Source organism: Aeromonas sp. XH, assembly GCF_033348475.1.
Lineage (GTDB): Bacteria > Pseudomonadota > Gammaproteobacteria > Enterobacterales > Aeromonadaceae > Aeromonas > Aeromonas sanarellii.
Genome location: NZ_CP137630.1, coordinates 3393229 through 3406461, shown reverse-complemented (window position 1 = coordinate 3406461; position 13233 = coordinate 3393229). Strand labels below are relative to the sequence as shown.

The window sequence follows — 13233 nt, the reverse complement described above, 5'->3', positions numbered from 1 at the left end:
CACACAGGCGGCGGCGTTTACAAACCCCGGATCTGCGAGGCGGATCAATGAATAGAGCAAAAATTCAAACGTTTGCCCTTGGAGGGGTAAAAACGGGGCTCGATAGAACCTTCTCTGTGGGGGCCATCAACGGCTCTTCAGGTAGCGCTCGATAAGCTGGCTCAGCACGGCATCGCTCTGCTCCAGCAAGGGAGCCAGACTCGCTCCCATGCGCTGCAGCAACAGGCCGGCTTGCGCCTCGCTCAACTTGCGCCCCTCGATGAGGAACTCCTGCTCCGGCAACTGCTTGTCGTGGCGGGGGAGCAGCACCCAGCTGACCCGCCCGGGTTCGATGGCGGCAAAGACCCGGCTGGCCGCGGTGCAGAAGGTGTCGATGTGCTGCTTGCCATCCGGACCCAGACAGCCGGGTTCGATCCGGATCTGGATGGTGAGTCTGGTCGTGGTGGGTTGGGTCATGGTTCTATGCTGCCAGGGTAGGGAGGGGAATTGTAAGCCAGGAGGCGATAAAAAGGGGAGCCCGGGCTCCCCTTGTCCGCATATGCAGCTCGCTTGTTGCAATGGACGCGGTGCGGCTGGCCGCACCAATCGTTCCCTTTACTTGGCGATGCGCTTGTTGCAATGGACGCGGTGCGGCTGGCCGCACCGATCGTTCCCTTTACTTGGCGATGCGCTTGTTGCAATGGACGCGGTGCGGCTGGCCGCACCAATCGCTCCCTTTACTTGGCGATACGCTTGTTGCAATGGACGTGGTGCGGCTGGCCGCACCAATCGCTCCCTTTACTTGGCGATGCGCTGGTTGCAATGGACGCGGTGCGGCTGACTGTACCAATCGTTCCCTCTACTTGGCGATGCGCTTGTACTTGGCACGGTGCGGCTGGACGGCCTCGGCGCCATAGGTCTTCTTCTTCCACTCTTCGTATTCGGTGAAGTTGCCCTCGAAGAACTCGATCTTGCCCTCGTCCTGGTAGTCCAGGATGTGGGTGGCGATGCGGTCGAGGAACCAGCGGTCGTGGGAGATGACCATGGCACAGCCGGGGAACTCCAGCAGAGCGTTCTCCAGGGCGCGCAGGGTTTCGATGTCCAGATCGTTGGTCGGTTCGTCCAGCAGCAGCACGTTGCCGCCGGTCTGCAGCAGCTTGGCCAGGTGCAGACGACCGCGCTCGCCACCGGAGAGCTCGCCAACCCGCTTCTGCTGGTCGGAACCCTTGAAGTTGAAGCGGCCGATATAGGCACGGCTCGGGAACTCGTAGTTGCCGATGCGCAGGATATCCTGGCCGTCGGCGACTTCCTCGAACACCGTCTTCTTGTCGTTCATCTGGTCGCGGAACTGATCCACCGAGGCCAGCACCACGGTGTCACCCAGGGTGATGGAACCGGAGTCCGGCTGCTCCTGACCCGACATCATGCGGAACAGGGTCGATTTACCGGCACCGTTCGGGCCAATGATGCCGACGATGGCGCCCTTCGGAATGGAGAAGGAGAGATCGTCGATCAGCTGGCGGTCGCCATAGGACTTGCAGAGGTTGGCCACCTCGACCACCTTGTCGCCGAGGCGGGGTCCGGGCGGAATGAACAGCTCGTTGGTCTCGTTGCGCTTCTGGTAGTCGTTGGTGTTGAGCTCCTCGAAGCGAGCCATACGGGCCTTGGACTTGGCCTGACGGCCCTTGGGGTTCTGGCGAACCCACTCCAGTTCCTTCTCGATGGACTTGCGACGGGCCGCTTCGGAACTCGCTTCCTGGGCCAGACGGGCGTCTTTCTGCTCCAGCCAGGAGGAGTAGTTGCCTTCCCAGGGGATGCCCTCGCCACGGTCCAGCTCCAGGATCCAGCCCGCCACGTTGTCGAGGAAGTAGCGGTCGTGGGTGATGGCCACGACAGTGCCCTCGTAGTCGTGCAGGAAGCGCTCCAGCCAGGCCACGGATTCCGCATCCAGGTGGTTGGTCGGTTCGTCCAGCAGCAGCATGTCAGGCTTTTCCAGCAACAGGCGGCACAGGGCCACGCGGCGGCGTTCACCCCCGGAGAGGTGCTTGATCTGGGCATCCCAGGCCGGCAGGCGCAGGGCGTCGGCAGCGCGCTCCAGCTGGTTTTCCATGTTGTGGCCGCCCTGGGCGGCGATGATGGCCTCCAGCTCGCCCTGCTCGCGGGCCAGCTTGTCGAAGTCGGCGTCCGGATCGGCGTAGGCCGCATAGACCTCGTCGAGGCGCGCCATGGCGCGTTTCACCTCGCCCACCGCCTCTTCGACCGCCTCGCGCACCGTCTGCTCAGGATCCAGCTTGGGCTCCTGGGGCAGGTAGCCGATCTTGATGCCGGGCTGCGGGCGGGCTTCCCCTTCGATCTCGGTGTCGATCCCGGCCATGATGCGCAGTAGGGTGGATTTACCGGCGCCGTTCAGACCCAGCACGCCTATCTTGGCGCCCGGGAAGAAGGAGAGGGAGATGTTCTTGAGAATATGACGCTTGGGCGGCACTACCTTGCCGACCCTGTTCATGGTGTAAATAAATTGAGCCATTGGCTAATTCTCTTCCTTTTCAGCAGTTTAATGTCGTGACATTAACAGACTGATGTCGTGGTGGGGCCGGGTCGACGGGCCGTCAACCCGGTTCCAAAAAACCAGTCGATTGTAAACCAATGGGGAGGGGGCGGCAAAGCCGGGGAGCGGGGAGCCAGGGGGCTGGCGAGCGGCCGAGAGGCGGCAGCGAACAGGAGCGTGCCGGGCCCTGTCTTAAGATTTCCTTAAGCCTGGCCCGATAGGATTCGTGCGGATGAGACGGCCGTCGGGTGGTGCTCAGCGTGGCAGCCGGCGCTCCTTGGCCGGATCCTGCCCCGAGTAGTAGAGCACCCGCTGCACGTACTCCTGGGTCTCCCGATAGGGGGGCACGCCGCCGTGGCGCAGGACGGCCTGCTCCCCGGCGTTGTAGGCGGCGCTGATCCTGACCCAGTCCGGGCCAAACTGCTTCTCCAGCCACTTCAGGTAGATCATGGCGCCACGGATGTTCTGCCGGGCGTCGAACGGCCGGGTCACGCCGAAACGGGCCTGGGTTTCGGGGATGAGCTGCATGACCCCTTGCGCCTGCTTGGGGGAGACGGCGGCACTGTTCAGATTGGACTCGGCGATGGCGATGGCCAGCGCCAGCTGGGGGTTGACTCTGTGGCGCTTGGCCGCCTGGCGGATCATGCTGGCCAGCTGCTGCTTGCTCGTGGATTGCCGGGCCAGGTAGCTGTCCTGATCGAAGGGGGTGCTGGGCCGCACCCAGGGGGTGCCGCCTCCGCTGCCACCGACGCCACAGGTGCCGAGGGGGGCGTTGCCGACCCGCTCGTTGTAGTAGCGGGCGGCCTGCTGATTGCCGAGGCGCATGGCCATGGCCAGGTAGGCGTTCGCGTGGCGGGCGTTGCGTATCCCCTGGGGGCCGCGGGCCAGCAGGCGACCGATGCGGTAGTAGGCTTCCGGGTTGCCCAGGCTGGCGGCGGTGCAGTAGTGGGCGATGGCCTGCCTCGGGTTGCCGCGCTCCATGGCGGCGCCCTGGCGCAGGGCGCTCATCGCCTTGGGGGCCTGGCGAAATGCATCGGCATGGGCCGATGCCGTGGTCAACAGCAGGAGCAGCCCCCAGCCCCAGGCGCAGAGTCTCTGCATGATGGTTACCTCGTTGGCTTGTCCGGAAGATATAGGTTCTCCACGGGGTGGCTGCCAGCCAGACGATGGAACATGTGGTTATGTGTCAGATCATCAGAGACGAAAACGGTATGGAACTTTTAGGCGGGAGAAGATTCTGCTGGTGGTGACGACCTGAGGTGCGGGCAGGGCCGCGCTGTTGTGCTGCCCCTCTTAGTTGATGCGATTGTTAGTTGTCGGGTGATAGACGGCGATCATCATGATGTAATACCTTGTATTTGTGCGGGTTCTGGCGCTCAGTCCACCTTCTTCATGATGTGCGCAACAGGATCCCTTGGATTATTTTCTTTGTCGGGAAGCTCATATGGGTGATTCAGTCGATGTGTCAGTCGTAGTACCAGCCAAGGATGAACGGGACAATCTGGCTCCCCTCATCAGTGAAATAGACGCCGCTCTGGGGGGCGGATACGAGTACGAATTGATCTACGTGGATGATGGCAGCGAGGATGACAGTTATGCCCTGCTGTGCGAGCTGAAGTCCCGCTTCACCAGGCTGCGGGTGGTGCGCCACGCCAGGGCCGTCGGCCAGAGCATGGCGGTGCTGAGCGGGGTGCGCCAGGGGCGCGGCGACTGGCTGGTGGTGCTGGACGGCGACGGCCAGAACGATCCGGCGGACATTCCCGCCATGCTGGAGGAGGCCAAGCGCCGTTTCGCGGCGGACAGGAATCAGGTCGGGCTCATCGGCCACCGTGTCACTCGCCGGGATGACTGGGTGAAACGCCTCTCGTCCAGGCTGGCGAACGGCTTTCGCGATCTGCTGCTGCGGGACGGCATCCCGGATACCGGCTGCGGCCTCAAGGTGGTGCGCCGCGACTGGTATCTGCGCCTGCCCGGCTTCAACCACATGCACCGCTACATCCCGGCCCTGATCCAGGCCCAGGGGGGCCGCATGTCCCCCTGGCCGGTCAACCACAGGCCGCGGCAGGCGGGCGTTTCCAAGTACGGCGTCTGGAACCGGCTCTGGGTCGGGCTGGTGGACGTGGTCGGCGTCTGGTGGTTGCAGCGCCGCTCCAAGGTGGTCGAGATCCGGGAGATGCTGGAGTGATGGACACCCTGCTTTCGTTGTCATCGGTCTGGCCGGACCGGGATGAGGTCGCCCCCCATGTCGGCGGTTTGAACCGGGGAGGGCGGCGATGATCGATGCCCTGCTTTCCATGGAGCTGACCTGGTTTGACTGGACGGGTCTGCATGTCACCGGCTGGAAGCTCATCGGCTACACGGGGGCGCTCATGTTCGGCGGGCGCTGGCTGGTGCAGTTCCTGGCCTCGAAGCGGGCCGGCCGGCCCGTCATTCCCCGCCTGTTCTGGTACATGAGCGTGCTCGGCAGCCTGATGACGCTCAGCTACTTCATCTTCTCCCCCAAGCAGGACTCCGTCGGCGTGCTGCAGAACCTCTTCCCCACCTTTACCGCCCTCTACAGCCTCTATCTGGACATCCAGCACAGAGGGTGGAAGCGGGACAAGGTCGTCGACGACTATGAGGTTCGTCATGGTAAATGATCGTTATCTGCTCAGGCAGGAGTCGCTGGGCTGGCTGCTGCTGATCGCCCTGGTGGTGCTGGGGGCGGGCCTCGGCCTGCGGGATCCCTGGCCTGCCGACGAGCCGCGCTTCGCCCTGATCGCCAAGGAGATGGTGGAGAGCGGCCAGTGGCTCTTCCCCATGCGCGGCGGCGAGATCTACCCGGACAAGCCCCCTCTCTTTATGTGGGGGATAGCGATAGGGTATCTGCTGACCGGCTCCATCAAGGTGGCCTTCCTGCTGCCCTCCCTGCTGGCGGGCCTGCTGACCATCGCGCTGGTGTGGGATCTGGGGCGCCGGCTGTGGAGCGCACAGGTCGGCTTCATGGCCGGTCTGCTGCTGCTCTTTACGGTCCAGTTCACCCTGCAAGCCAAGACGGCGCAGATCGATGCGCTGGTCACCTTCTTCATCACCTTGGGGGTCTATGGCTTCGTCCGCTTCCTGCTCTGTGGTGGCGGTTGGCGCTGGTACTGGCTCGGCTGGTTCGCCGCCGGGCTCGGCATCATCACCAAGGGGGTGGGGCTGCTGGCCCTGCTGATCTTGATCCCGGCCGTCTGGACCCACAGGGAGAAGATCCGCGCCGCCACCAGGGGCGATTGGCTCAAGGGGCTGGCGGGGCCGCTCTTTATGGTGCTGGCCATCGCTCTCTGGCTGGTGCCCATGTTGCTCGCCGTGGCCCAGAGCGGGGATCCCGTGCTGCAGGCCTACCGGGACAACATACTGCTGCGCCAGACGGTGACCCGCTATGCCAACGCCTGGCATCACGTCAAACCCTTCTGGTACTACCTCACCTCGGTGATCCCGCCATTCTGGCTGCCGCTCTCCCTGCTGCTGCCCTGGCTGGTGGTGGCCTGGCGCAAGGCCATCCAGGGGCAGGACAGGCGCATCATATTGCTGCTCGGTTACCTGGTGCTGGTGATCCTCTTCTTCTCGGCCTCGCCGGGCAAGCGGGGCGTCTATGTCACGCCGGGTACGCCGGCGCTGGCCCTGCTGACGGCTCCCTTCGTCGCCGATCTGCTGGCGCGGGTCTGGCCCGCACGCCTGCTGGGTGGACTCGGCTGGCTGCTGGGGATCATCTGTGTGGGCGGGGCGGGGGCGCTGGCCTTCAGCGCCGGGCTGGCGAGCAGACTGGAGGATCTGGGCCCGGCCCCCTGGCTGCCCCTGCTGGCGATGGGAGGGGCGCTGCTGCTGGTCAATGCGCTGCTGCGCCGGGCGCCGCTCAGTGCCCTCCTCTGTTCGCTGGCGGTGGGGTGGCTCATCTACTCCAGCTGGATCTGCGTGAGGCTCAACGACATGCGCACCCCGGAGGGGGTGATGGCGCTGGCGGCGGAGCGGGTGCCTGCGGGGAACGAGCTGCTACTGGCCGGTTTCAAGGAGCAGCACCTGCTGTTCAGCCAACGGCCCCTGCGACATTACCCTTATCTGATGGGGGATGGGGAGCAGGCGCGCGAGGCGGCGGCCTGGATTGCGGCCGCTCCCGGTCGCTGGGTGCTGGGCGCAGCCGATCTGATGGCGGTCTGTTTCGACGCAGATCGCATGGAGAGTCTCGGTAACCGCCACCGCACCGACTGGCTGCTGGCCGGGCCTGAGGCCCTCAAGCCGGCCTGTCGCGGTCTGAGCCCACAGATAGCGCCCTTCAGCTATGCCCCCGGGCCCTGAGCCCGGACGGCAGGAGAGTAAGCCGGATAAACAGAGGGGCTGCCATTGGCAGCCCCTTTCTATTTGGATGATCCTGTGCGGTCAGATCCTGTAGTACTCCCTGTACCACTTCACAAAGCTCTCGACCCCTTCGGTCAACCCTACCTTGGGGCGATAGCCGGTTGCCTCGAACAGCGCCTCTGTGTCGGCCCAGGTGGCGAGCACGTCGCCGGGCTGCATGGGCAGCATGTTGCGGATCGCCCGTTTGCCGAGCGCCGTCTCTATGGCCTCCACGAAGTCCAGCAGCCGCACCGGGCTGCCGTTGCCGATGTTGAAGAGGCGGTAGGGGGCCGGGCTGGCATCCGTCTGCCCCCGCCAGTTGGCATCGCCGACCGGTGGCCTGTCCGCGATGCGCACTATCCCCTCCACGATGTCGTCCACATGGGTGAAATCCCGGCTGAGCTGGCCCTGGTTGTAGATGTCGATAGGCTCGCCCTTGAGGATGGCGCGCACGAACTTGAACAGCGCCATGTCGGGGCGACCCCAGGGACCGTAGACGGTGAAGAAGCGCAGGCCCGTGGTGGGAAGGCCGTAGAGGTGGGAGTAGGAGTGGGCCATCAGCTCGTTGGCCTTCTTGCTCGCCGCGTAGAGAGAGACAGGGTGATCCACTCCGTCCGAGGTCTTGAACGGCATCTGCTCGTTGAGGCCATAGACCGAGCTGGACGAGGCGTAGACCAGGTGCTGTACCCCGTGATGGCGGCATCCCTCCAGCACGGTCAGGGTGCCAGTGAGGTTGCTGTCGGCGTAGGCAAAGGGGTTGTCCAGGGAGTAGCGGACCCCGGCCTGGGCGCCGAGGTGGATCACCCGCTCGAATTGCTCCCGGGCGAACAGCTCGGCCATGGCGGTGCGATCGGCGAGATCGAGGCGCTCGAAGCGAAAACCGGGCAGGGGGCCGAGCCGCGCGAGGCGCGCCTCCTTCAGGCTCACCTCGTAGTAGTCGTTGAGGTTGTCGATGCCGACCACCTCGTGGCCCTCGGCGCACAGCCGTCCAGCCAGGTGAAAGCCGATGAAACCGGCGGCGCCGGTGACGAGATACTTCATCGCGGCTGCCCCAGACCGTGCGCCTGTTCCAGGCTGTCGCCTCGGCCGATGGCGTAATAGGTGAAGCCGCGCTGGCGCAGGCGGGCCGGATCGTAGAGGTTGCGACCATCGATGATGACGGCCTGCTTCAGGGTGCGCTGGATCAGCTCGAAGTCGGGGGCGCGGAACTGCTGCCACTCGGTGCAGATGAGCAGGGCATCGGCGCCCTTGAGGGCCGCCTCCTGGGTGCCGCACAGGGTCAGGTCGTCCCGCAGGCCGTAGAGGTGCTGGGCCTCTTTCATGGCCTCGGGGTCGTACGCCTGCACCTTGCCGCCGGCGGCCCAGATGGCGTCCATCAGCACCCGGCTCGGGGCCTCCCGCATGTCGTCTGTGTTGGGCTTGAAGGCGAGCCCCCAGAGCGCGAAAGTGCGGCCGCTCAAGTCGGCACCGAAGTGCTGGTGCAGCCGCTCGGCGAGCCTGTGTTTCTGCCTGTCGTTGACCTGCTCCACCGAGCGCAGCAGCGGCGCCTCGCAGCCCGCCTCCTTGGCGGTGTGGATCAGCGCCTTCACGTCCTTCGGGAAGCAGGATCCGCCGTAGCCGCAGCCCGGATAGATGAAGTGGTAGCCGATGCGCGGATCGGCGCCTATGCCCTTGCGCACCGCCTCGATATCGGCCCCCAGCTTCTCCGCCAGATTGGCCATCTCGTTCATGAAGGAGATCTTGGTGGCCAGCATGGCGTTGGCGGCGTACTTGGTCAGCTCGGCGCTGCGCTCATCCATCTGGATGATGCGATCATGCTGGCGGTTGAAGGGGGCATAGAGCTCCTCCAGCAAGGCGAAGGCATGGGACGAGCCGGTGCCGATGATGATGCGATCCGGTCGCAGACAGTCACTGACGGCGGCCCCCTCCTTGAGAAACTCGGGGTTGGAGACCACCTCGAGCGGCAGCGAGACGCCGCGCTCGTGCAGGATGGTCTCGATGTGCCGACGCACCCTGGTCGCGGTGCCGACCGGTACCGTGCTCTTGTTGACCACCACCTTGCCCGTTTCCATCAGGCGGCCTATGGTGCCCGCCACCGCCAGCACGTGCTGCAGATCGGCTGAGCCGTCCTCATCCGGCGGGGTGCCGACCGCGATGAAGATGAGCTCGGCGAAGCCCACCCCCTCGGCCACGTCCGTGGTGAAGTGCAGGCGACCGGCCTGGTGGTTGGCCTGCACCATGGGGGCCAGGCCGGGTTCGAAGATGGGGATGATGCCTTCTTTCAGCCGGCCGACCTTGGCGGCATCCACATCCACACAGGTCACCTGGTGGCCCATCTCGGCCAGCACGGCGGCCTGGACCAGACCCACATAACCTATTCCGAATACGGCGACTCTCATCTGCGGCGACTCCTTGGGGGCAGAGATTTGCGAGGCCCCATTCTAGAACGATTCATTGTCGGTAACAGCGGGATCCGTCCGGTTTTTCAGCCTGGGGCCAGGGTGGCGCGGGGGAGAGTGGCTGATCTTGGTGCAGGGGTTGTAACGCAGGGCTGACGAGCACCATTTTGGTGCGTATTGTCACCGTCTTGTGATCCGGCTCACTGAAATCGGACACTGTGGTCATAAACTAAGTCCCGATCCACGGGGCTCGCCACCGCCAGTGCTGGCGGCAGACACTCTTTTCACTCCGCATGGACACCCGGTTATGGACAACACCCCCCGCTCTGCACACCCGCTCTATGAGGATGTGCTCGCCCTGCTGACCGCGGCAGGCTTCGTCTCCCTCGGCATCTTCCTGTTCCACCAGGTCGGCCTGCTCACCGGCGGCACCGCCGGGCTGGCGCTGTTGCTGCAGCAGGTGACCGGCATCAGCTTCGGCCTGCTGTTCTTCGCCATGAACCTGCCGTTCTACGCTCTGGCCTGGCTCAGGATGGGGCCGCGCTTCACCCTCAATACCTTTGCCGCCGTGGGCACCGTCTCCTTCATGACGGATCACCTCAACGCCGTGCTGCAGATAGGCAAGATCGAGCCCGTCTACGCGGCGCTCATCGGCGGCACCCTGATCGGCATGGGGTTGCTCATCATGTTTCGCCACAAGGCGAGCCTGGGTGGCTTCAATATCCTGGCGCTCTTCATCCAGGACAGGTTCGGCATCCGGGCAGGCAAGCTGCAGATGGGACTGGATTGCGCCATCGTCGTCGCCTCCTTCTTCGTGGTCTCTCCCTGGCTGCTGGTACTCTCCGTGGTGGCCGCCATCATCTGTAACCTGGTGTTGACACTCAATCACAAGCCGGGCCGCTACCAGATCGCCTGACCAATCCCGCAGACAAAAACAAACAGAGCGCCCGAGGGCGCTCTGTTTGTTTCTGAATCTCACCAATATGCCGGCCAATCACACCACCATGGGTTGTTCCATGTCGGGGTGGTGGATGGCTGGTACGGGATGGTCGTGGACTGAGAGGGCGATGCGCCCGCCATCACACCGCCATGGCGGACTGCCCCGTCTCGGGATGGTGGATGAACGGCATCACACCACCATGGGTTGTCCGGTCTCGGGGTGGTGGATCACCTCGGCCGGGTAGTCGTAGAGCCGAGCGATGAGCGCCGGGGTGAGCACCTCGGCCGGGGGGCCGTCCGCCATCAGGCGACCGCGCTCCAGCATCACCAGCCGATCGGCGTAACGGGCCGCCAGATTGAGGTCGTGCAGCACCACCAGCACGGCGGTGTTGCGACCGGCCAGGGCGCGGGCCATGGTAAGCAGCTGGTGCTGGTACTTGAGGTCGAGGGCCGAGGTGGGTTCGTCGAGCAGCAGCAGCCGCGCTTGCTGCGGTTCGTCCGGGGCCTGCCAGATCTGGGCCAGCACCCGGGCGAACTGCACCCGCTGGCGCTCCCCGCCGGAGAGGCCGGGGTAGAGGCGGCCCGTCAGGTGATCCACCCCGGCGTGGGTCATGGCGGCACGCACAATCTCGTCGCGTCGGCTGGCGGGCTCGCTGTGGGGCAGTCGCCCCATGGCCACCACCTCCTCGCACAGGAAGGGGAAACTCAGGGACGAGCTTTGCGGCAGCACCCCGAGCCTGTGGGCCAGCGCGTTGCCGGCCCACTCCTGGCGTTTCTGGCCGAACAGGGCGATGGTTCCCTCATGTGCCAGCTCGCCGGTCAGGCATTTGAGCAGCGAGCTTTTTCCGGCGCCATTCGGGCCGAGCAGGGCGGTCAGACTGCCGGCCTGCAGCTCGAGATCCAGGCGGTTCAGAATGAGGCGGTTGCCTAGGTGGAGGCTGAGCTCCCGGCAGACAAGCAGGGGGGGGGATCCGGGCAAGGTGACGTTCTCCTGTTACAGCGTCCGGCGGCTCTTGACCAAGAGCCAGATGAAGAAGGGCGCCCCCATCAGGGCGGTGATGATGCCCACCGGCAGCTCGGCCGGCGCCAGCAGGGTGCGGGCCAGCATGTCGGCCCCCAGCAGCAGGCCTGCCCCCAGCAGGGCCGACAACGGCAGCAGGCGGACATGGTTGGGCCCCGCCAGCAGCCGCACCAGGTGAGGTACCACCAGGCCGACGAAGCCGATCATGCCCGCCACCGCCACCGCCACGCCGACCCCGGCGGCGGTGAGCAGGATCAGCCGCCGCTTGAGGGACTGCACCTGAATGCCGAGGTGGCGCGCCTCCCCTTCACCCAGCAGCAGGGCGTTGAGGGGGTTGGCATCGCGCAAGAACAGAATGAGCAGGGCAGCCAGGGTCAGCAGCGCCAGCGCCACGTCCACCGGCTTGCCCGCCGCCAGTGACCCCATCTGCCACAGACTCAGGTTGCGCAGCATCTGATCGTCGGCGAGATAGGTGAGCAGGCCGATCACGGCGCCGGACAGCGCTGTGACGGCCACCCCGGCCAGCAGCATGACGGTGACCGAGGTGCCCCCCTCCCGGGTGCCGAGCAGATAGACCAGGGTGGTGGTCAGCGCTCCGCCGAGGAAGGCGAGCAGGGGCAGCAGGCCGATGCCGAGCAGGCTCTGCCACTGTTGGCCGAGGGGGGCCAGCAGCACAATGGCCAGCGCCGCGCCGAGCGCCGCGCCGCCGGAGACCCCTATGATGCCGGGGTCGGCCAGCGGATTGCGAAACAGCCCCTGCATCACGGCGCCGCAGAGGCCGAGAATGGCCCCCACCGCGATGCACAGCAGGGTGCGTGGCAGACGGATCTCCTGCACGATCAGCATCTTGTGTGCCTCAATCCCGCTCTGTTTGCCGGCGAACAGGGCCTGCAGGCTCTCGCCGAAGGAGAGCGACATGGGACCGGTGGCGAGGGAGCCGACCAGCAGCAGGGCAAGCGTGCAGCCGGTGAGCGCGAGCAGCCAGGGCAGCGGCAGACGCATCATGAACCCTGCTTGATCCACTGGGCTATCTGGTTGGCCTGCTGCAAGGATCTCAGGCTGAGCCCCCCTTGCAGGGCGTGACCGTCGATGGCATGGATGGCCCTGTTCTTGCCTGCCGGGGTGGCGGCCAGGGCCGGCACCTGGGCCAGCACGCTGTCGATATTCTGGAATTGCTGCCAGTCGCGACCGCTCACCAGCACCAGATCCGGTTGCAGCTCGATAAGGGATTCGGTGGAGACGGGCTTGTAGTCGTGCAATTGGACGACCGGGTTGACGCCGCCCGCCAGAGTCACCAGGGCGCTGGCGGTGGTATTGCCGCCGGCGATGCTGGTGGGTTGGCCCTTGTGCAGCAGCAGGAAGGCGACCTTGAGGGGCTTGTTCTGCTTCGCCTGGGCCGCCAGCTTGTCGCTCTGGGCGGCGATCTCCGCCTTCAGTCGGGTGCCGGCGGCTTGATTGCCCAGCAAGCCGGCCAGGGTGTCGATCCGCTCGTTGAGGTTGGCCAGGGTGGGCGCCGTCGGCAGCACGTTCACCTCGACGCCGGCTCGGCGCAGCTGCTCCAGAGCCGGTGGCGGCCCCATCTCGTCGCTGCCGACCAGCCGGGTCGGGGCCAGACTGAGGATCCCTTCGGCCGCCAGGGCGCGGTGGTAGCCGACTCTCGGCAGCCCCTTGGGTTCTGGGCTGCTGACATCGGTGGCGACTAGGCTCTGCTCGCCCCCCAGGGCCAGAATGAGTTCCGTGGTGGCCGGGCCTATGCTGACGATACGTTCCTGCGCCATGGCAGGCAGGGAAAGGGCACAGCCGAGCAGGCTGAGTGCGAGGGCAAAACGACGGCCCATGCGAACCTCCGAAGGGTGTATGAGAGTGGGATTGCCGCCGAGAATATCAAGCCGGTGAAGAAAATGCACTGATAATGAAAGCGATTATCAATTGCGTTAAGCGGGCCGCTTTATTACAGTATTCGCCGCGAGACTGAGCACCATCGCCAGATC

General features: G+C 65.3%; 12 protein-coding genes. 4 read left to right on the top strand and 8 right to left on the bottom strand.

What is annotated here, in order from left to right:
* Positions 1-126 precede the first annotated feature (126 nt).
* The 3 genes from R2B70_RS15625 to R2B70_RS15615 form a co-directional block, all read right to left on the bottom strand.
* On the bottom strand, positions 127-456 hold the full coding sequence (locus R2B70_RS15625) for a hypothetical protein (protein WP_042074228.1): 330 nt from the start codon (positions 454-456) through the stop codon (positions 127-129).
* A gap of 382 nt (positions 457-838) precedes the next feature.
* Entirely contained in the window at positions 839-2506 is a 1668-nt protein-coding gene (gene ettA, locus R2B70_RS15620) for an energy-dependent translational throttle protein EttA (RefSeq protein ID WP_318161937.1), read from the bottom strand.
* Positions 2507-2782: 276 nt separating this feature from the next.
* The gene (locus R2B70_RS15615; protein WP_209794645.1) at positions 2783-3628 is read right to left on the bottom strand and encodes a lytic transglycosylase domain-containing protein; all 846 of its coding nucleotides are present in this window, start codon (positions 3626-3628) and stop codon (positions 2783-2785) included.
* A 361-nt stretch (positions 3629-3989) separates the two neighbouring features.
* Between R2B70_RS15615 and R2B70_RS15610 the strand changes: the two genes are divergently transcribed.
* The 3 genes from R2B70_RS15610 to R2B70_RS15600 all read left to right on the top strand — a co-directional run bounded on the left by R2B70_RS15610 (position 3990) and on the right by R2B70_RS15600 (position 6844).
* Entirely contained in the window at positions 3990-4712 is a 723-nt protein-coding gene (locus tag R2B70_RS15610; protein WP_257519397.1) for a glycosyltransferase family 2 protein, read from the top strand.
* A gap of 88 nt (positions 4713-4800) precedes the next feature.
* Entirely contained in the window at positions 4801-5166 is a 366-nt protein-coding gene (locus R2B70_RS15605) for a lipid-A-disaccharide synthase N-terminal domain-containing protein (RefSeq protein ID WP_042075006.1), read from the top strand.
* Positions 5156-6844: an ArnT family glycosyltransferase gene (locus tag R2B70_RS15600; protein ID WP_245196078.1), complete on the top strand. Its 1689-nt coding sequence runs from the start codon at positions 5156-5158 to the stop codon at positions 6842-6844. Before R2B70_RS15605 ends, R2B70_RS15600 begins: the two co-directional genes overlap by 11 nt.
* Before the next feature lie 81 nt (positions 6845-6925).
* Here R2B70_RS15600 and R2B70_RS15595 read toward each other — a convergent pair whose 3' ends face one another.
* Entirely contained in the window at positions 6926-7924 is a 999-nt protein-coding gene (locus tag R2B70_RS15595) for an NAD-dependent epimerase (protein ID WP_318161936.1), read from the bottom strand.
* On the bottom strand, positions 7921-9282 hold the full coding sequence (locus R2B70_RS15590; protein WP_201964168.1) for a UDP-glucose dehydrogenase family protein: 1362 nt from the start codon (positions 9280-9282) through the stop codon (positions 7921-7923). The genes R2B70_RS15595 and R2B70_RS15590 overlap by 4 nt, the downstream gene beginning before the upstream one ends.
* A 307-nt stretch (positions 9283-9589) precedes the next feature.
* Between R2B70_RS15590 and R2B70_RS15585 the strand changes: the two genes are divergently transcribed.
* On the top strand, positions 9590-10198 hold the full coding sequence (locus R2B70_RS15585) for a YitT family protein (RefSeq protein WP_318161935.1): 609 nt from the start codon (positions 9590-9592) through the stop codon (positions 10196-10198).
* Between the two features lie 213 nt (positions 10199-10411).
* Here the strand turns inward: R2B70_RS15585 and R2B70_RS15580 are convergent, their stop codons facing one another.
* The 3 genes from R2B70_RS15580 to R2B70_RS15570 are packed head-to-tail and all read right to left on the bottom strand — an operon-like array spanning position 10412 to position 13080.
* On the bottom strand, positions 10412-11200 hold the full coding sequence (locus R2B70_RS15580; protein ID WP_201969570.1) for a heme ABC transporter ATP-binding protein: 789 nt from the start codon (positions 11198-11200) through the stop codon (positions 10412-10414).
* Positions 11201-11215: 15 nt separating this feature from the next.
* Entirely contained in the window at positions 11216-12247 is a 1032-nt protein-coding gene (locus R2B70_RS15575) for an iron ABC transporter permease (RefSeq protein ID WP_318161934.1), read from the bottom strand.
* Positions 12244-13080 (bottom strand): heme/hemin ABC transporter substrate-binding protein, encoded by an 837-nt coding sequence (locus tag R2B70_RS15570; protein WP_103261481.1) that lies wholly within the window; start codon positions 13078-13080, stop codon positions 12244-12246. The genes R2B70_RS15575 and R2B70_RS15570 overlap by 4 nt, the downstream gene beginning before the upstream one ends.
* Between the last annotated feature and the right edge of the window lie 153 nt (positions 13081-13233).

Excerpts from the sequence above, each read along its gene's own strand:
- R2B70_RS15625 (WP_042074228.1), bottom strand. The coding sequence starts at position 456 with ATGACCCAACCCACCACGACCAGACTCACCATCCAGATCCGGATCGAA.
- ettA (WP_318161937.1), bottom strand. The coding sequence starts at position 2,506 with ATGGCTCAATTTATTTACACCATGAACAGGGTCGGCAAGGTAGTGCCG.
- R2B70_RS15615 (WP_209794645.1), bottom strand. The coding sequence starts at position 3,628 with ATGCAGAGACTCTGCGCCTGGGGCTGGGGGCTGCTCCTGCTGTTGACC.
- R2B70_RS15605 (WP_042075006.1), top strand. The coding sequence starts at position 4,801 with ATGATCGATGCCCTGCTTTCCATGGAGCTGACCTGGTTTGACTGGACG.
- R2B70_RS15600 (WP_245196078.1), top strand. The coding sequence starts at position 5,156 with ATGGTAAATGATCGTTATCTGCTCAGGCAGGAGTCGCTGGGCTGGCTG.
- R2B70_RS15595 (WP_318161936.1), bottom strand. The coding sequence starts at position 7,924 with ATGAAGTATCTCGTCACCGGCGCCGCCGGTTTCATCGGCTTTCACCTG.
- R2B70_RS15590 (WP_201964168.1), bottom strand. The coding sequence starts at position 9,282 with ATGAGAGTCGCCGTATTCGGAATAGGTTATGTGGGTCTGGTCCAGGCC.
- R2B70_RS15585 (WP_318161935.1), top strand. The coding sequence starts at position 9,590 with ATGGACAACACCCCCCGCTCTGCACACCCGCTCTATGAGGATGTGCTC.
- R2B70_RS15575 (WP_318161934.1), bottom strand. The coding sequence starts at position 12,247 with ATGATGCGTCTGCCGCTGCCCTGGCTGCTCGCGCTCACCGGCTGCACG.
- R2B70_RS15570 (WP_103261481.1), bottom strand. The coding sequence starts at position 13,080 with ATGGGCCGTCGTTTTGCCCTCGCACTCAGCCTGCTCGGCTGTGCCCTT.